The 17960-nt window shown below is 58.3% G+C and carries 18 protein-coding genes and 2 tRNA genes; 14 read left to right on the top strand and 6 right to left on the bottom strand.

Going from position 1 to position 17960, the window contains the following annotated elements; translation table 11 throughout:
• Positions 1-189: 189 nt before the first annotated feature.
• A complete protein-coding gene (gene phrB, locus QUE89_RS04390) occupies positions 190-1593 on the top strand; it encodes a deoxyribodipyrimidine photo-lyase (RefSeq protein ID WP_286222005.1) in 1404 nt (467 codons plus the stop codon).
• A 1-nt stretch (position 1594) separates the two neighbouring features.
• On the opposite strand, the gene QUE89_RS04385 is transcribed toward phrB, so the two are convergent.
• From QUE89_RS04385 to hemA, 4 genes are read right to left on the bottom strand one after another with little or no spacing between them, the layout of a single operon-like run.
• Entirely contained in the window at positions 1595-2344 is a 750-nt protein-coding gene (locus tag QUE89_RS04385) for a HesA/MoeB/ThiF family protein (RefSeq protein WP_286222004.1), read from the bottom strand.
• On the bottom strand, positions 2334-3224 hold the full coding sequence (gene prmC, locus QUE89_RS04380) for a peptide chain release factor N(5)-glutamine methyltransferase (protein WP_286222003.1): 891 nt from the start codon (positions 3222-3224) through the stop codon (positions 2334-2336). The genes QUE89_RS04385 and prmC overlap by 11 nt, the downstream gene beginning before the upstream one ends.
• The gene (gene prfA / locus QUE89_RS04375; RefSeq protein WP_286222002.1) at positions 3214-4302 is read right to left on the bottom strand and encodes a peptide chain release factor 1; all 1089 of its coding nucleotides are present in this window, start codon (positions 4300-4302) and stop codon (positions 3214-3216) included. The genes prmC and prfA overlap by 11 nt, the downstream gene beginning before the upstream one ends.
• Positions 4299-5588: a glutamyl-tRNA reductase gene (gene hemA, locus QUE89_RS04370; RefSeq protein ID WP_286222001.1), complete on the bottom strand. Its 1290-nt coding sequence runs from the start codon at positions 5586-5588 to the stop codon at positions 4299-4301. Before hemA ends, prfA begins: the two co-directional genes overlap by 4 nt.
• Positions 5589-5823: 235 nt before the next feature.
• Between hemA and QUE89_RS04365 the strand changes: the two genes are divergently transcribed.
• The 12 genes from QUE89_RS04365 to QUE89_RS04310 all read left to right on the top strand — a co-directional run bounded on the left by QUE89_RS04365 (position 5824) and on the right by QUE89_RS04310 (position 15303).
• Positions 5824-7569, top strand: a complete 1746-nt coding sequence (locus tag QUE89_RS04365; protein ID WP_286222000.1) for a tetratricopeptide repeat protein — start codon at positions 5824-5826, stop codon at positions 7567-7569.
• Positions 7569-8210 carry a lipoprotein insertase outer membrane protein LolB gene (gene lolB, locus QUE89_RS04360; protein ID WP_286221999.1) on the top strand — a complete coding sequence of 214 codons (642 nt, stop codon included), beginning with the start codon at positions 7569-7571 and terminating at the stop codon, positions 8208-8210. Before QUE89_RS04365 ends, lolB begins: the two co-directional genes overlap by 1 nt.
• Positions 8207-9070 (top strand): 4-(cytidine 5'-diphospho)-2-C-methyl-D-erythritol kinase, encoded by an 864-nt coding sequence (gene ispE, locus QUE89_RS04355; RefSeq protein WP_286221998.1) that lies wholly within the window; start codon positions 8207-8209, stop codon positions 9068-9070. The genes lolB and ispE overlap by 4 nt, the downstream gene beginning before the upstream one ends.
• Before the next feature lie 19 nt (positions 9071-9089).
• A tRNA-Gln gene (locus tag QUE89_RS04350) sits at positions 9090-9164 on the top strand.
• Between the two features lie 52 nt (positions 9165-9216).
• Positions 9217-10167 carry a ribose-phosphate pyrophosphokinase gene (locus QUE89_RS04345; RefSeq protein ID WP_041340382.1) on the top strand — a complete coding sequence of 317 codons (951 nt, stop codon included), beginning with the start codon at positions 9217-9219 and terminating at the stop codon, positions 10165-10167.
• Between the two features lie 165 nt (positions 10168-10332).
• Entirely contained in the window at positions 10333-10977 is a 645-nt protein-coding gene (locus tag QUE89_RS04340) for a 50S ribosomal protein L25/general stress protein Ctc (protein ID WP_286221997.1), read from the top strand.
• 21 nt (positions 10978-10998) lie between these two features.
• Positions 10999-11589 (top strand): aminoacyl-tRNA hydrolase, encoded by a 591-nt coding sequence (gene pth / locus QUE89_RS04335; RefSeq protein WP_286221996.1) that lies wholly within the window; start codon positions 10999-11001, stop codon positions 11587-11589.
• A gap of 81 nt (positions 11590-11670) precedes the next feature.
• The gene (gene ychF / locus QUE89_RS04330) at positions 11671-12762 is read left to right on the top strand and encodes a redox-regulated ATPase YchF (protein ID WP_286221995.1); all 1092 of its coding nucleotides are present in this window, start codon (positions 11671-11673) and stop codon (positions 12760-12762) included.
• Between the two features lie 92 nt (positions 12763-12854).
• Positions 12855-12931 (top strand) — tRNA-Met (locus QUE89_RS04325).
• 108 nt (positions 12932-13039) lie between these two features.
• Positions 13040-13480: a PACE efflux transporter gene (locus QUE89_RS04320; protein ID WP_286221992.1), complete on the top strand. Its 441-nt coding sequence runs from the start codon at positions 13040-13042 to the stop codon at positions 13478-13480.
• Positions 13481-13575: 95 nt separating this feature from the next.
• The gene (locus QUE89_RS04315) at positions 13576-14979 is read left to right on the top strand and encodes a diguanylate cyclase (RefSeq protein ID WP_286221991.1); all 1404 of its coding nucleotides are present in this window, start codon (positions 13576-13578) and stop codon (positions 14977-14979) included.
• Positions 14980-15105: 126 nt separating this feature from the next.
• Positions 15106-15303 (top strand): hypothetical protein, encoded by a 198-nt coding sequence (locus QUE89_RS04310; protein WP_286221990.1) that lies wholly within the window; start codon positions 15106-15108, stop codon positions 15301-15303.
• Positions 15304-15318: 15 nt separating this feature from the next.
• On the opposite strand, the gene QUE89_RS04305 is transcribed toward QUE89_RS04310, so the two are convergent.
• Positions 15319-16107: a type 2 periplasmic-binding domain-containing protein gene (locus QUE89_RS04305; protein ID WP_286221989.1), complete on the bottom strand. Its 789-nt coding sequence runs from the start codon at positions 16105-16107 to the stop codon at positions 15319-15321.
• Positions 16108-16240: 133 nt separating this feature from the next.
• Positions 16241-16573 carry a DMT family transporter gene (locus QUE89_RS04300; RefSeq protein ID WP_286221988.1) on the bottom strand — a complete coding sequence of 111 codons (333 nt, stop codon included), beginning with the start codon at positions 16571-16573 and terminating at the stop codon, positions 16241-16243.
• 156 nt (positions 16574-16729) lie between these two features.
• Between QUE89_RS04300 and QUE89_RS04295 the strand changes: the two genes are divergently transcribed.
• Complete coding sequence (locus tag QUE89_RS04295) at positions 16730-17944, top strand: serine hydrolase domain-containing protein (RefSeq protein ID WP_286221987.1); 1215 nt, start codon at positions 16730-16732, stop codon at positions 17942-17944.
• The last annotated feature ends 16 nt before the right edge of the window (positions 17945-17960 follow it).

Genomic DNA, 17960 nt, shown 5'->3' with positions numbered 1-17960 from the left:
TTGTGCCACGGGGCTCCTTAGCGTCTCACTGGCAGATTTCACTCACTATAATCCAATCGTGGCAGCTCAGCGAATATCCAAGTCTGTGATTTTATTGAATCCTTGGCATGTATTTACCCTTATGCCTGACTTTATAAATGAGGTACTTCAAATGCACCTCCAAGAGAGCAACACGCGACAGGACTTCCCATGACACAGCTGGTCTGGTTTCGAAACGACCTCCGTACCGCCGACAACCCGGCGCTCACCGCCGCCTGCAAAGCCAAGAGCGGCGTGCACGCCTGCTTCATCCTTACACCAGAACAGTGGCAGGAGCACGACTGGTCCCCGGCCCGCGTGCATTTCGTCATTGCCCACGCCAATGCGTTGGCCAAGGAACTTGCGCAACTGGGCATTTCGATGACCTTTATTACTGCCAGGCGATTCAGCGACAGCATCGAATCCCTGGCGCAGCTTTGTCGCGACAAAGGCATCAGCCGTGTGCACTTCAACGAGGAATACGGGGTCAACGAGCGCCGCCGCGACAAGCAGCTGAAACGGCAATTGGGCGCTGAGGACGTGGGAGTCTGCAAGTACCGGGATCAGACCGTGGCCCCGGTTGGCGAGATCCTGACCCAGCAGGAAGAGCCCTACTCGGTGTTCACGCCCTTTTCCCGCAGTTGGAAAAAATGGATCGATGTTGCTCAACCGACGGTGCTGCCGATTCCCGAAGCCCAGGGCAAGCCGGTGAAGGCGGCGCGTGTGGACGAGATACCCGAGGCCTTTCGCGATGCCCCGCCAGCACTGGTGAAAACCGGTGAAGATGCCGCCCATGACCAGCTGGAGCACTTCCTCAGTGAACGCGCGGGCTCCTATAAGGAAGACCGGGACTTCCCATCACTGGACGGCACCAGCCAACTGTCGCCGTACCTGGCCAACGGCGTGCTGTCTGGTCGCCAATGCCTGTTGGCGGCACGTCAGGCCCAGGGCATGGGCGGCAATCAGGAAGGCCTGACCACCTGGATCAGCGAAATTGCCTGGCGCGACTTCTACATCAACATTCTTTACCACTACCCGCGCGTGAGCATGCATCGGGCGTTCAAAACCGACACTGAAGCGCTGACGTGGAATGAACCCGGTGAGAAGTTTGAGGCCTGGAAAGAAGGCCGGACCGGAATCCCGATCGTCGACGCCGCCATGCGGCAGCTGAACGAAACTGGCTGGATGCACAATCGCCTGCGCATGGTGACCGCCATGTTCCTGACCAAGAATCTATTCATCGATTGGCGCCTGGGCGAGGCCTATTTCATGTCGAAACTGGTGGACGGCTTTCTGGCATCAAACAACGGTGGCTGGCAATGGAGCGCGTCGACAGGCACCGATTCAGCGCCCTACTTCCGGGTGTTCAATCCGGTCACCCAGAGCGAGCGCTTTGATCCGAAGGGCTATTTTATCCGCCAGTGGGTGCCGGAGCTGGCCAAGCTCGACAACAAGCAAATCCATGATCCCGGCAGCAAAGGGGGCGTTATTCCGAAGGGGTATCCGCGACCGATTGTGGATCTGAAGGAAAGCCGGAAAGAGGCGATTGCCAAGTTTCGGGCGCTGAAGGATTAGTTCAGGGCGTGCCGCAAACCGGGCATTCAGGATCCCGCGCCAGTTTCATTTCGCGCCAGGCCATTTGCCAGGCATCGAGGATCAGTAACCGGCCAACCAACGGCGTGCCGACACCGGCAATCACCTTGAGGGCTTCCATGGCCTGGGCCGACCCGATCATGCCAACCAGGGGTGCGATCACGCCGGCTTCTGAACAGGTCAGTTCCTCATTGCCCTGCTCGGGATAGAGACAGTGGTAACAGGGACTTTGGTCATTCCGGGAATCGTAAACCGAAAGCTGGCCCTCGCCCCGGATCGCAGCACCGGATACCAGCGGCACCTTGGCAGCCACGCAGGCCCGATTTACCGCGAACCGGGTCTGGAAATTGTCACAGCAATCCACCACCAGACTCGCTTCCTCCACCTGCCGGGCCAGTGCATCACCGTCCAGGCGCTGGTTCAGGGCGGTGACTGAAATCAACGGATTGATGCGCTGCACCCGGTTAGCCAGGGCTTCAGCTTTCGACTGCCCCAGTTCCGACTGCTCGAAGCCAATCTGGCGCTGGAGATTCGCCAGTTCGATGTCGTCGTCATCCACCAGGGTCAGCTGCCCAACGCCCGCCGCACCGAGATACAAAGCCACTGGGCAACCCAGGCCGCCCGCGCCTATGACCAGCACCCGCGCCGATTTCAGTGCAGCCTGGCCAGCCACGTCGAAGCTGGGCATCAGAATCTGTCGACTGTAACGCAGCAGCTCGTCATCACTGAGCATGTCGCTCTCCTGTTTGCTGATTCGATGGTTCCGAACGACCGGCCCAACGCCCGAGCGTCATCCGGTCACGATCACCGTAATCTTTCCGGCTTTCAACCGCCAAAAAACCACGCGTCTCCAGCAACGAACGAACCGCACCGGCCTGCTCGAAGCCGTGCTCCATCAGCAGCCAACCACCGGGCTCAAGCCAGTCTGGCGCCTGCTCCACAATCTGTCGGATATCGTCGAGACCATCCACACCAGACACCAGCGCGGACGACGGCTCGAACCGGACATCACCTTCACGGAGATGATGATCGGTATTGGCAATATAGGGAGGGTTGGACACGATCAGATCAAATTTTCCCGGAGTAAGGCCGTAAAACCAGGAGCTCTGCATTACCTCAACCGACAGCCCAAGCTCTTTGGCGTTTCTGCGGGCAAGTGTCACTGCTTCGTCCACACAGTCGCAGGCGGTTACCTGCCAATCTCGCTGTTCACTGGCCAAAGCCAGGGCAATGGCACCCGTGCCGGTGCCCAGATCCAGAACCCGGGCTGCCGCCGGAACCGGCAGCGACAACGCGACTTCCACCAGGCACTCGGTGTCGGGACGGGGAATCAAAGTAGAGGGGCTGACCAATAAAGGAAGAGACCAGAATTCCTGGTGCCCCAGAAGATAAGCCACAGGTTTTCCGGCAGCGCGTTCAGACACCAGGGCATGAAATTCTGCCGCCTGGTCGGCGGTAACCTCGCGCTCTGGCCAGGCGCGGAAACTGGTCCGGCTCAGGCCAGTAACGTGGTTGAGCAGCAACTCCGCATCCAGGCGGGGGCTGTCACCGCCAATCTGCTCAGCGGCCTGGCGCAGCATGTTCTCACAGCTCAGCGGGGTGCTACTGGTCATCAGCCAGTGACGCCAGCAACTCGGCCTGGTGTTCCTGCTGCAACGGCACCAGCACCGCATCCAGATCACCGGACACCACTTCGTCCAGCTTATACAAGGTCAGGTTAATGCGGTGATCGGTCACCCGGCCCTGGGGGAAGTTGTAGGTGCGTATCCGCTCGGAGCGGTCGCCGCTGCCGACCAGGCTTTTGCGAGTTTCGGCCATGGATTTCTGCTGCCGTTCCAACTCGGCGTTTTGCAGCCGGGACGCCAGAAAACTCAGAGCCTTCGCCCGGTTCTTGTGCTGCGACCGTTCTTCCTGACACTCCACCACAATCCCGGTGGGCAGGTGGGTAATGCGGATCGCGGAATCGGTCTTGTTAACGTGCTGACCACCGGCACCGGAGGCGCGGAAGGTATCAACCCGAAGGTCCGACTTGTTAATTTCTACCGCCTCGGCTTCGTCCGCCTCCGGCATAACCGCCACGGTGCAGGCGGAGGTGTGGATGCGGCCCTGGGATTCGGTTTCCGGTACCCGCTGAACCCGGTGAGCACCGGATTCAAACTTCAAGGCGCCGTACACGCCGTCGCCGGCAACCCGGGCAATGACTTCCTTATAGCCGCCGTGCTCGCCCTCACTCTCGCTGACAACCTCTACCTGCCAGCGGCGGCGCTCGGCATAACGGCCGTACATGCGGAACAGATCGCCAGCAAAAATAGCGGCTTCGTCGCCGCCGGTGCCAGCCCGAATTTCCAGGAACACGCTTTTGCCGTCGTTGGGGTCTTTCGGCAGCATCAGCCGCTGTAGCTCTTCGTCCAGCTCTTCGTTTTTCTGCCGGGCAAGCGCCAGTTCATCAGCCGCCATTTCCCGCATATCGGCATCGCTGTCTTCGGCCAATTCTTTGGCCGCTTCGATGTCGTTCAGGGATTCACGCCAGGCTTCGAAGCAATGGACAATCGGCTCTATCTCGGCAAATTCACGGGAAAGATCCCGGAACTGGCTTTGATTGGAGATAACGGATGCGTCGCTGAGCAACGCGCTGACCTCCTCGAAGCGGTCAGAGAGCTGTTCGAGGCGAGATTGAATCGATGGTTTCATATTTTTTCCGGGGTGGTCGGCTCGTCTGCTTCCAGAACATCCAGCTGGTGCAACTCACGCAGCCATTCGGTCACCTCGGGACGTCCTTCGGTAGTCGCCTTGCGGACCTGTACCGACGGTTCATGCAGAAGTTTGTTGGTCAGACCACGAGCCAGACTGCGCAGCACCGTTTCCGGATCGCCTCCGTTACGGAGAGTACGCAGGGCTTTTTCGGTTTCGACATCGCGCAGAACTTCGGCGCGTTGGCGGAATTGCTTGAGCGTTGATACCGCATCGAGCGCGCGGAGCTGATTGAGAAAATCCTGAACCCCGGAGTCGACCAGGTTTTCAGCTTCACGGGCCGCGCCTTCGCGGGACCGGATATTTTCTTCAATAACCTGGCGCAGGTCGTCAACGGTATACAGATAGACATCGTCCAGCGAGGCCACTTCCGGTTCGATATCCCGGGGTACTGCAATGTCCACCATGAAATAGGGCCTGTGCTTGCGCTTCTTTAACGCCCGCTCAACCGCGCCTTTACCCAGAATAGGCAACGGGCTCGCGGTTGAGGAAATGATGATATCGACGTCAGTCAGGTATTCCGGGATTTCCGACAGCAGAATGCCCTTTCCGCCATGCCGGCCGGCCAGGGTCTGGGCCCGCTCCAGGGTCCGGTTCGCCACCAGGAAATCCTGCACGCCGGCATCGGCCAGATGCCGGGCCACCAGCTCAATGGTCTTGCCAGCACCAATCAACAATGCCTTGTTGCGGGACATGTCGGCGAAAATGTGGTGCGCCATGCTGACGGCGGCGTAGGCCACCGACACCGGATTTTCACCGATCGCAGTTTGTGTCCGTACCCGCTTGGCTACCGAGAACGCCTGCTCAAACATTCGGGACAGGAAGGTACCACTGGCGTTGTTTTCCCGCGCCAGGGCATAGGCATCTTTCAACTGCCCGAAGATCTGCGGTTCGCCCAGCACCATGGAATCAAGGCCTGCGGCAACCCGCATCACGTGCCGGACTGCCTCGGCATCCCGATAGACATACAGCGACTGCTCCAGCTCGGAGCTGTCCAGATCGTGAAAGCCCGCCAGCCAGCGCAGCACCGAAGGCGCGCAGTCGTCGTCGCCCGCCAGGTAGAGCTCAGTGCGGTTACAGGTAGAAAGGATGGCAGCCTCGGTGGCACCGGACGCCGCCCGCAATTCGGCAAAGGCGTCCGCCATGTGCTCCGGTGTGAACGCCACGCGCTCGCGCAGCTCTACCGGAGCTGTACGATGATTGATTCCGAGCGTTACCAGTGCCATGTCTTGGTTGTACAACCTTATGCCAACAGGGGTTAATGAACGACATTTTAACGACCAGCGCCCTCCGCTGCCACCTTATTGCCTGAACGCTGCGGCAAGTGCGGACAGGTTGGGCAAGATCAGGCGCTTATGCCATTATAGGGAACCGGCCACGGCCGCGAGCCGATCCAGCTCAAACCAACGGCGGGTTGGCGTCAATCTCTGAAGAGTTGTCGACAGAATCACGGGAAGTTGCATGCACAAATCCGCACCCTTATTGGTCACCTGCCTGCTGGGCCTCTCCCTCGCCGGCTGCGCCAGCCTGAACGGCTCCGGGCAAGAAACCGGCACCGAAGCCCCAGCCGCCGCCGAGGCCAAACCGGCCAGCGAGGCGAGCATTGCGTATGCCGACTTCGAGCCGGACGTTCTCTACCTTCTCCTTACCGGAGAGATTGCCGCACAGCGCGGTCGCTACGATGTCACCCTGGTGAACTACTTGAAGGCCGCCAAAAAGTCCCGGGACAAAGGCGTTATCGAGCGTGCCATGCGCATAGCCCAATCCCTTAATGGCGACAACGCCCAGAAGCAGCTCGCTGACCTGTGGCTGGAAGTCGACCCCGACAACATGCAGGCCCTGCGCGTATCTGCCATCCAGGCCATCAAGCGCAACGAACTGAATACCGCATTGGGTCACATGGAAAAAATCATGAACCAGGGTGGCGATGCTGATTTCGACAGCCTGGCTGCCATGGCTGGCAACCTGCCCCCGGAACAGCAACAAGAACTCCTGCAGCTCTACAAGGAACTGGCGGAGCGCCACCCGAATTCGCCCGAGCTCGACTACAGCATTGCGCTGCTATTAAAGGTAACCGGCGATCCTGGCCAGGCCTTGAATCGACTGACTCCTTTACTCGAGGAGCATCCCAACTTCCAGCCGGCGATCATTCTCAGGGGCGACCTGCTTTACCAGGAAAACGCCCAGCAGCAGGCGCTCGATTACCTGATGACCAATACCCGGCGCTTCCCGGCCAACCGCCGCATGGGCACACTCTATGGCCGTATGTTGCTGGGCGAGGGTGAATTGCAGGCCGCCCAGGACGAGTTCAAACGCCTCGTGCAGCAGTACCCGAATACTCCGGGCCTTCGCTTGTCCCACGCCCTGGTCGCCATGGAAAACGGCCAGACCGACCTGGCCAGACAGGAACTGAACCGTCTGATCCAACAGGGCCACCACACCAACGAAGCCAACTATTACCTCGGGCGCATGGAAGACGAGGCCGGCAATACCCAGCAGGCCATCAGCTATTACCAGAGCGTCTCCCAGGGCAACTACTATTTCCCGGCACTCGCACGCACCAGCGAATTGCTAGCCGAAGAGAACCGGCTAGACGATGCCGTTACCAACATTCGCAACCTGAAAGACACCAATCCTCAGCAAGCGGAGAACTTCTGGCTACTGGAAGTAAATCTGCTGCTGGACCAGGACCGCAATCAAGCCGCCCTTGAAACCGCCACCGAGGCACTGGACGAGTTCCCCGACAACATCCAGATTCGCTACGCCCGCGCCATGATGCTCGACACCATGGATCAGCCAGGACGCGCCGAGGAAGACCTCAAGCGCATCATCGACGAGGACCCGGGCAACGCCGTCGCCCTCAATGCCCTGGGTTACATCCTGACCACCCGGACTGATCGACTGAAGGAAGCCCGCAACTACATTGAGCGAGCCCTGGCCCTGGACCCGGAAAACCCCGCCATTCTCGACAGCATGGGCTGGGTTCTGTTTCAGGAAGGGCAACTGCAGCCGGCCCTCGACTACCTGGCACGGGCCTGGTCCGCATTCCCCGATCCGGAAGTCGCTGCCCACTATGGCGAGGCACTGTGGGTTAGCGGTGCCGAAGACCAGGCCCGCATTGTCTGGAAGGAAGGCCTGGAGCAGGATGCCGACCACAGCGTTCTGCGGGAAACCATTGACCGCCTGACCGATAACGGTGAGCTGTAATGCCACGAACGCTCCGTTTATGGCTGTTACTGCCATTGATCGCCCTGCTTGGCGCCTGCACCACCATCGACCTGGCACCCCTGCCTGAGGGGATGACCGATCAACCACCCGCCGACTGGGCCAAGCGTAGCCAGCAACTGACCCGCTTCGACCACTGGCAGCTGATGGGCAAACTGGCGGTGCGGCAACCCTCCGACAGCGGTACCGCGCTGATCAATCATTGGATTCAACAGGGCGAGGCCTACGACCTGGCCCTGTCGTCGTCATTCCTGGGCATGGGCAGCACCACTCTAAAAGGTGTGCCGGGGTTTATTGAACTGACCCTGCCCGGTGGCGACACCTACCGGTCCGGCGAACCCGAGGCGCTCGTGGCGGCCGCTACCGGCTGGCAATTACCCCTGAACCATCTGGTTTGGTGGATTCGGGGCCTGCCCGCCCCAGGCGACGATTTCCGGCTTCTGTTTAACGACGCCAATCAATTAGCGATCATTCGCCAGGCCGGCTGGGAAATCCGCTACGACCGCTGGCAGCAATTCCTGCCAGACCACCCCACCCTGCCGGCGAAAATCACCGCCCTGAAGGACGACAAGCGGGTGCGATTAGTGGTCAGTAACTGGAACACCCTGGACACCAAGCCGTGACTACCAGCATCACCCTGCCGGCGCCGGCGAAACTGAACCTGTTTCTGCACATTGTCGGGCGCCGGCCCGATGGCTACCACGAACTGCAAACCCTGTTTCAGTTTCTGGACCACGGCGACGACATCACCCTCACACTGACACCCGAGCGTCCGGGCATTCGCCTTGCCCAAGCCCTCGCCGGCGTTCCCGACCAGGGCAACCTGGTGGTGCGTGCCGCCGAGGTCTTGGCGAAACGGGCGAACTCGCCCCTGCCCGGCGTCGACATCAGCATTGCCAAGCGACTACCTATGGGCGGCGGTCTGGGCGGCGGCAGCTCCGACGCCGCCACTACCCTGCTGGGCCTGAATTATCTCTGGCAGCTGGGCCTCGATATTGACGAGCTGGCGCAACTGGGCCTGGCTCTCGGCGCAGATGTACCGGTGTTTGTCCGTGGCCATGCCGCTTTTGGTGAAGGTGTGGGCGAAAAACTGACGCCGGCGACACCGCCGGAGGACTGGTTCGTCGTTCTGAAACCCGGCTGCAACATCAACACCGGTAAGATTTTTTCCGATCAAGGGTTGACAAGAAACACCCCGAGAATCACAATAGCGCCCGCTTTTGAGGGAGACGCCTCGAGGTACCGAAACGACTGTGAAGATGCGGTTCGAAGACTGTATCCTGAGGTCAACCAAAGCCTGGATTGGCTTGCACAATTCGGACCTGCAAGATTAACCGGAACCGGGGCTTGCATATTTGGACGTTTCCCTACAGAATCCGCAGCCCGGATTATCTGGGAAAGCAAACCCTCCGGCATCACGGGGTTCGTAGCTAAAGGGGTGAACTATTCGCCTCTACACAAAAAGCTGACAGAGCTAAAATGATGCCAAAAAAGCACGATACTGGGGTGTCGCCAAGTGGTAAGGCAACGGGTTTTGATCCCGTCATGCGCAGGTTCGAATCCTGCCACCCCAGCCACCTTTCTCCCGCTTCTTCTGAATCAAACGCCGATACTGAGAAGGATGCCGTCGTGTCCAAACTGATGATTTTCGCTGGCAACGCCAATCCTGAGCTTGCCAAAGACATCGCACAGAAACTCCACATTCCCATGGGCCAGGCTACTGTCGGTCGGTTCAGCGACGGTGAAACCACCGTTGAAATCAATGAGAATGTTCGCGGCCATGATGTATTCATCATCCAGCCGACCTGCTACCCCACCAACGATAACCTGATGGAACTGATCGTGATGGCCGACGCCCTTCGCCGGGCCTCCGCAACACGTGTCACTGCCGTTATCCCCTATTACGGGTATGCACGCCAGGATCGCCGGGTACGCTCCACGCGAGTTGCCATCAGCGCCAAGGTAGTAGCAGACATGATCTCCAGCATCGGCGTGGACCGTGTCCTGACCGTCGACCTGCACGCTGACCAGATTCAGGGCTTCTTCGATATCCCGGTGGACAACATCTACGCCACGCCGGTCATGCTCGAAGACATCGAGAAGCAGCGCTTTGAAAACTTCATCGTGGTTTCTCCCGACGTTGGCGGTGTTGTTCGCGCCCGCGCCGTCGCCAAGAAACTGGACGATGCCGACCTGGCCATTATCGACAAGCGTCGCCCGAAGGCGAACGTGTCCCAGGTCATGCACATCATCGGTGACGTTCGCGACAAGACCTGCATCCTGGTGGACGACATCATCGATACCGCCGGCACCCTGTGCAAAGCAGCCAACGCTCTGAAAGAGCATGGCGCAGCCCGGGTTGTGGCCTATATCACTCACCCTGTTCTGTCAGGCCCCGCGATTGACAACATCAATGCGTCGGATCTGGACGAGCTGGTTGTCTGCGATACCATCCCGCTGGGTGACAAAGCTAAAAATTGTGATAGAATCCGCGTCCTCGGAATGGCCGGGCTGATGGCGGAATCTATTCGCCGCGTCAGCAACGAAGAATCGATCAGTGCCATGTTCGAGAATGCCTAAGCGGGCTTAACGCTTTAGCCCTCTGGCAAAACAAGCAGTTACCGAGTCGGGAGCCTAATCAGGCTCCCGACTCTTTTAGTCAGCCGGAAAAGCCGGCTTTTCAGAAACATCACCTGATCCAACGCCTGGTCGCGGGCAGTTCAGGTGACGATTGAGGTTATTACCATGTCTCAGGATTTTGTTATTGAAGCATTTCCTCGTGGCGATCAGGGGAGAGGTGCGAGCCGCCGCCTGCGTCGTGAGGAACGGAAAATTCCAGCCATCATTTACGGTGGTAACAAGGAAGCAACCGCGATTTCCATCTGGCACAACGAGCTGAAGAAGGCTCTGGAAAACGAAGCGTTCTTCTCCCACGTTCTGACCGTTGAACTGGATGGCAAGAAAGAAAGCGTGATCCTGAAGGATCTGCAGCGTCACCCGTACAAGCCTATCCTGACGCACGCTGACTTCCTGCGCGTAGACAAGGACCACGAAATCCACGTGAACGTACCGCTGCACTTCATCAACGAAGAATCTGCACCGGCTATCAAGCTTCACGGCGGTGTGGCTAACCACCAGATCAACGAAGTAGAAGTGATCTGTCTGCCGCAGAACCTGCCTGAGTTCATCGAAGTCGATATGAACGCAGTTGAAATGGACCAGGTTGTTCACCTGAGCGATCTGAAACTGCCGGAAGGCGTTCGTGTTGCTGCCCTGCTCCAGGGTGAAGACCACGACCTGCCGGTTGTCGCCATTCACAAGCCGCGCGGCGCGAAAGTCGACGAAGCGGAAGACGGTGAAGAAGGCGAAGAAGGCGAAGAGAAGGAGTAATCACTCCGGGGGCAACGGCGAATGGCACAGGATATTGTCATGGTGGTCGGACTGGGTAACCCCGGTCCTGATTACGAGAATACCCGCCACAACGCCGGCGCCCTGTTCGTCGAAGCGCTGGCCCGCCATGCGGGCCAGACGCTCCGTCCCGAAAAGAAGTACCACGGGCTCTATGCCCGCATTCAGTGGCAGGGACTCGACCTGCACTTGCTGAACCCCTCCACGTTTATGAACCGCAGCGGCCTGTCCATCAAGGCTCTGGCGGACTTTTTCAAGATTTCCCCCGAACAGATACTGGTCGCCCACGACGAACTCGACCTGCCCCCTGGCACTGCCAAGCTGAAAAAAGGCGGTGGTCATGGAGGCCACAACGGTCTGCGGGATGCCATTGCGCACCTCGGCAGCAAGGAGTTCCAACGCCTACGACTGGGCATCGGCCATCCAGGCGACAGCCGAAAGGTAACCGGATTCGTTCTCGGCCGACTCGGCAAGAAAGAAACCGAGGAGCTGACCGCGGTTTTTGATGAGATTATGCGGGTTCTGCCAGAGGCCGCCAGCGGCAAACTGGCCGCCGCCATGAACCGCCTGCACAGCTTCAAGCCTGCCCCCTGAGAGGGCATTTCCCCTTACTCGCACGTTCCGGCTGACACCGGTATAATCCGCCCACATTTTTAGTACCAGCAGAGGCATTCCATGGGATTTAACTGCGGCATCGTCGGCCTTCCCAACGTCGGCAAATCCACCCTGTTCAACGCACTGACCAAGTCTGGCATTGGCGCCGAGAACTTCCCGTTCTGCACCATCGAGCCCAATGCCGGTGTGGTAGCGATGCCGGATCCGCGCCTGAACAAGCTGTCCGAGATGGTCAAGCCGGAGCGCACGGTTCCCACTACCATGGAATTCGTCGATATTGCCGGCCTGGTTGCCGGCGCCTCTAAAGGCGAAGGCCTGGGCAACCAGTTCCTGGCCAACATTCGTCAGACCGACGCCATTGCACACGTCGTGCGCTGCTTCGAAGACGGCAACGTGATCCACGTCGCCAACAAGGTTGATCCGGCATCTGACATCGACGTGATCAACACCGAGTTGGCCCTGGCCGATCTGGACACCGTAGAGAAGGCTATCAAACGCGTTCAGCGCGTGGCCAAGAGTGGCGACAAGGAAGCCAAGGCACAGCTGGAGATGTTCGAGAAGCTGCTGCCAGTGCTGAACGAAGGCAAGCCGGTGCGCAGCATGAATCTGGACAAAGACCAGATGGCGCTAGTCCGCGAGCTGTGCCTGCTCACGGTGAAGCCAACCATGTACATCGCGAACGTCAATGAAGACGGATTCGAGGACAATCCACACCTGGATACTGTGCGCGAGATTGCCGCTTCCGAGAACGCCGTTGTCGTCCCCATCTGCAACAAGCTGGAAGCCGAGATTTCGGAACTGGAAGACGAAGAAAAGGCCATGTTCCTGGATGAAATGGGCATGGAAGAGCCGGGACTGGACCGCGTTATTCGCGCCGGTTACGATCTGCTGGGCCTGCAGACCTACTTCACCGCCGGCGTGAAGGAAGTTCGCGCCTGGACTGTCCGTATTGGTGCCACAGCGCCCCAGGCCGCCGCCGTGATCCATACTGATTTCGAGCGCGGCTTTATCCGTGCCGAGATTGTGGGCTACAACGATTTCGTCCAGTTCAATGGCGAAGCCGGTGCCAAAGACGCCGGTAAATGGCGCCTTGAGGGCAAGGATTACATCGTTCAGGACGGCGACGTTATCCACTTCCGCTTCAACGTGTAACTTTTCGGGAAAAAGTCAGCCCTAAGCCTTGACAGGATGGGCCCAAATACTGAAAATACGCGCCTCGTTTAGGGCAACGCCCGGAACGAAATGGCAAGGTAGCTCAGTTGGTTAGAGCACAGCACTCATAATGCTGGGGTCGGCGGTTCGACTCCGCCCCTTGCTACCAGACTTCGAAAAGGGTCACGATTCGTATCGTGGCCCTTTTTTCGTTGGGGACGACCCCACCCTTCCCGGGAACTGAACACGGGACGACCCGCCTTCGTAAGATCCTGCTATGAGAACGACCAGAGACAGAATTCGTCAGGCCATCTCGTTCGAACTTATTGGCCTCCTGCTATCCATTCCCCTGGCTGCGTTTACCTTCGGGTACGATCTCGGTAAAACCGGGGTCCTCGGTGTAATCGGTGCAACCATGGCAACGGTGTGGAACTATGTATTCAACCTGGCCTTCGATCACGGCCTGAAGCGACTGACCGGCTCCACCCGTAAAACCCTACCGGTACGATTCATTCACGCCATCAGCTTTGAGCTAGGCTTGATGATCGCATTTTTGCCGGTGATTGCCTGGTGGATGGGAATCGGACTGATTGAGGCCCTGATTGTCGACGTTGCTTTTGTACTCTTTTACCTGGTGTTCGCGTTTGTGTTCACCTGGTGTTACGACATCGTGTTTCCAGACCCGGATACCGGGGAAGAGCTGAACACACGGGCCTGACACTGAAAGCCGCGCTAGTACACTTCAGTGTCTGCGACTATGCTGAATGCAGAAACTCTAACCTGAAAATAAAAAGCGGGCGCGCAGGAGGCAAATTGAGCTCAAGGGACACCACCCCTACCGGTAGCGATGCCCGGCTGAACCCCCTCCTGAGATCCGTGTTCGACAAGCTGGATGTAGCGGTGGTTATCGCGAACCTCCAGCGTGAAATCGTCATGATTAACGCGGCCGCAGAGTCACTTTTCCAATATTCAGAGTTAGAAATCTGGGGCCGGAAAACCAAGGTGCTCTATGCCTCGTCAGAAGAGTTCGAGGAGCAAGGCCGCCAGCGTTACAACGCGGCAGCTCGTGAAACCTCGATTTACACCATCACTTATGCCCGTAAGAACGGCGAGACATTTGAGGGCGAAACACAGGGCGGCCCCATTCACGACGAGCACGGCAAGCTGATCTATTTTGTGGGCCTGATCCGGGACGTCTCCGCGAGACTGTCCGCCGAGCGCACCCTGAACAGCCTGCACAGCATTACCTCGAACCAGAGCCTTTCCTTTAACGAACGGGTGGACGCGATCCTGGAACTGGGCGCGGATCATTTTGGACTCCCAATCGCCATCTTCAGCAAGATCGATGACCCCACCTACACCGTGATGAGGGCGGTACACCCGGAGAACGTGTTGTCTCCGGGCATGACCTTTGAGCTGGGCAACACCTACTGCTCACACGTTTTTGAAGCCAACGATGTGCAGGGCTTCCACCATGTCGCCCAAAGCAGGATCAACAGCCATCCCTGCTACCAGAATTTTGGGCTGGAAGCCTATCTGGGCTCGCCCATTTTTGTCGACGGTGCCCGTTTCGGTACCCTGAACTTCTCCAGTCCCGAGAAAACCCGCCCGTTCACCGGCCAGGACATTGAGCTGGTCCGTTTGTTCGCAGACTGGATTGGCAATGAAATTCAGCGCCAGCGGCACCTGGACTCACTCACCACAGCCCGTGCAGAGATGGAGCGTATAGCAGCAACCGACCCACTGACCGGGCTGGGCAATCGCCGGATGATGGAAACATCACTGAAAAAGGAAATAGCCCGGGCCAAGCGCCACGGAACAACCTTCTCAATCGCCATCATCGACTTCGATCACTTCAAGCGCATCAATGACCGATTCGGGCACCAGGCTGGCGACGAGGCGCTCAAGGCATTTTCCTCCATTGCTCAGCGTGAGGCGCGGGATGAGGACTTGTTCGCCCGCTGGGGCGGTGAGGAATTCATTGCCGGCCTGCCCTGTACCACCAGCGCCGAGGCAGTCAAGATCATGAACCGACTCGCCAGTCAGCTGAGGAACGTCATCATTTCCGATGACGAGGGTGCAGCCAGGCTGACCATCAGCGTCGGTGTAGCCCAACTGCGCGCTAATGAAAGCATCGGTAGCCTGTTATCCAGGGCAGATGAGGCAATGTATCTGGCCAAAAGCTCCGGACGTGATCACATTGTCATTCACAGCTGAGGCACAGGCATCGAATATTCACTTCCCCGCCCGCTCGCAAATTACACAACCTTTGACAATCTAAACCAGGCTATTGCGGTAGTATCGGGCTCTGGCTTCCTGAACTCTTTTTGGTTAGTTCACATCATGCAATCGCGACAAGCCGAGTCCCTGTTCCTGATCGTTCTGGTAGTGACCGTTAGCCTGCTTTCAGCTGGAAGCAGCCTGAAAACGGTCGCAATCTCGCTAGTCTTGTTCGCAACCTGCCTGGCGGTGTTTTTCTACCCCTCTATCCACGACTACCTGAAGCGTCGCCGCCAAGACGAACAAGACAAAGGGCACTGAGCCCTTATTCTCAACTCAAAGTCCCAGATACCGAAAGCCCAGCGACTGCTGGAGCCGGCCTATATATTTTTCATCGATGCGTGTCACCACGCCCTCTTCGTAGGCGAGGTCGAAACAACTATCAAAGGCTTTCGCCAGCGCGGGTTCGCGAAATACCAATTTGTAGGGTGTGGGCGTGAAGATCGGGGCAAACTTCAGATCCGGCAGCTGATCCAGCTCAAATATTGAGGATGCTGAGGTCAGAATACGTCGGTTGATCTCTGCCACGATAAGCCCGTCGGCCAGAATGGCATCTACCCGCCCAAGCAGCAGTAAGTGGGAATGAATCCGCTGGTTCGCGAGCTCCAGAACTGAACCGAATTTGACCTCGTAATTTTCCAGTTCAAGCAGCTCAACACCATTTTTGAAGGTGACCACGTCCCGGCCCTGCAGATCCGCCACAGAGTTGACCCTCGGAATACGGTTAGCGTCGTACACGGCGCCGTTCTGGTACCAGATGTAAGCAGCGGTAGAGTATCCGGAAAGCTGAGTACCCAGGGGCACAGTCATCACCGCGTCGGCTTTATTGGAATCCCGGTAGGTAAAGATGTGGCGACCAAACGGCTGGGTCAGGAATTTGGCCTCATAACCGCACCGCTGCAAAACCCGCTTGACGGTTTCGGCATCCCGGCCCTTCCCGCCCGGCTCAGAGGTGCCCGGTAAATCCGGGGCGAGGATACGAAGAACGCCGGCCAGACTTAGAGACGAGAACGCCAGCAGGCAAACACTGAAGAGAACGGCAAACAACGTTTTGGAAGGGTTCATCGCTCTGATGTGGCGCACCATTCTGGGTAGAGAGTTCTAGCTCGCTACCTGAGAGTATACCTACAGCCAGCTTGATTACGAAATCAACGGATCTGAACCTGAATGCGCATCGTCGATTAGGATCGTCGCCCAATCAGTGGCCACCGGCGCGGGACAGCACGTTCAGCACAAACACCCCTGACACGATCAGTGCCATTCCGACAATACCCCAGGCGTCCAGCTTTTGATCGAACAACAACCACCCCGCAGCTGCCACCAGCACAATCCCCAGACCAGCCCAGATCGCGTAGGCGGTCCCCACCGGTATGCTTCGCAACGCCAGCGACAGCAGATAAAAGGCCACGCCATAGCCCACAACCACGATCAACGATGGCGTCAGCCGGGTAAAGCCATCACTCGCCTTGAGCGACGAAGTGGCCACCACTTCCGCGACAATCGCCAACGCCAGAAATACCCAATTTGTCATTTATCGTCACCTACCTTGGAATGACGCGCCATTGTGCTGATTGGCCGTCCGGATGTGAATCCCGGCATTTCCCTACCCGGCCTGATCTGCCACCCGCCACCCTTCTCGCCGCCGTCAGAATGGCATAAGCTCCGGTTTTACCCGAAGGAGTCCGTCATGCCCCAACCCAACGTTGTCGCCGGTTTGTCGCTGGATCGTCTGGAGCGCATTGCAAGTCACCTTGATGACAATTACATCAGTACCGGCAAGCTGCCCGGCGCCGTTACCCTGGTGGCCCGCCATGGACAAGTGGTCTGGACCCACGCCCAGGGCTTGATGGATGTGGAGCGTAGCAAGCCAGCCCGCAACGACACCATTTTTCGCATCTACTCCATGACCAAGCCGGTGACTTCCATCGCCATGATGCAGCTCTATGAGCAGGGGCGTTTCCTACTGGACGATCCGGTGCACAAATACATTCCGGCGTGGCGCAATCTGGCAGTTTACAAAGCCGGAAGCTGGCCGAATTTCGAGACCCAACCTGTTACCCGCGCCATGACCGTACGGGACCTGCTCACCCATATGTCGGGCCTGACCTATGGGTTTCTGGAGCGCACCGAGGTTGATGCCGCCTACCGCCAGCTCAAACTGGATGGCAGTGGCACTCTGACCCTGGACAAACTGGTCGATCGGCTGGCCGATCTGCCATTGGAGTATTCACCCGGCACCGCCTGGAATTACTCGGTATCAACCGATGTGCTCGGCTACCTGGTACAGAAGCTGTCTGGTCAATCACTCGACGACTACTTTCAGGAGCACATATTTGACCCTCTGGGCATGACTGATACCGGTTTTCAGGTACCTCAGGCTCAGCTGGATCGCTTTGCCGCCTGCTACCTGCACCAACCGGGTGACACCATGAAGCTGCAAGACGATCCGCAGCGCTCGCGCTACCTGAAAACCCCGGGTTTCCTTTCCGGTGGTGGCGGGCTGGTGTCCACGATCAGCGACTACCACCGGTTTGCCCAGGCCCTGTGCCAGGGCGGCGAGTATCAGGGCGAGCGCATCATCGGCCGAAAAACCCTGGAATTCATGCGCAGCAATCATTTGCCCGGCAATCAGGATCTGCCGGCGCTGTCGATTGGCGCTTTCAGTGAAACACCGTACGAGGGCAACGGCTTTGGCCTGGGATTCTCGGTTAAAACCGACGTCGCCAAGTCACACACCATCGGCTCCGTGGGCGAATACGGTTGGGGCGGCCTGGCCAGCACTAACTTTTTCGTCGATCCGGTGGAGGACATGGTAGTCGTGTTCATGACCCAGCTCATGCCTTCTTCAACTTACCCAATTCGCCAGGAGCTGCGAGCAATGGTGCACGGCGCACTCGTTTGACCGGTGTGACAATCCA

This window comes from Marinobacter sp. LA51, from assembly GCF_030297175.1.
In the GTDB taxonomy this organism is placed as follows: Bacteria; Pseudomonadota; Gammaproteobacteria; order Pseudomonadales; family Oleiphilaceae; genus Marinobacter; species Marinobacter apostichopi.
The sequence above is the reverse complement of the archived record's forward strand: the minus strand, read 5'-3'. Positions and strand labels throughout refer to the sequence as shown.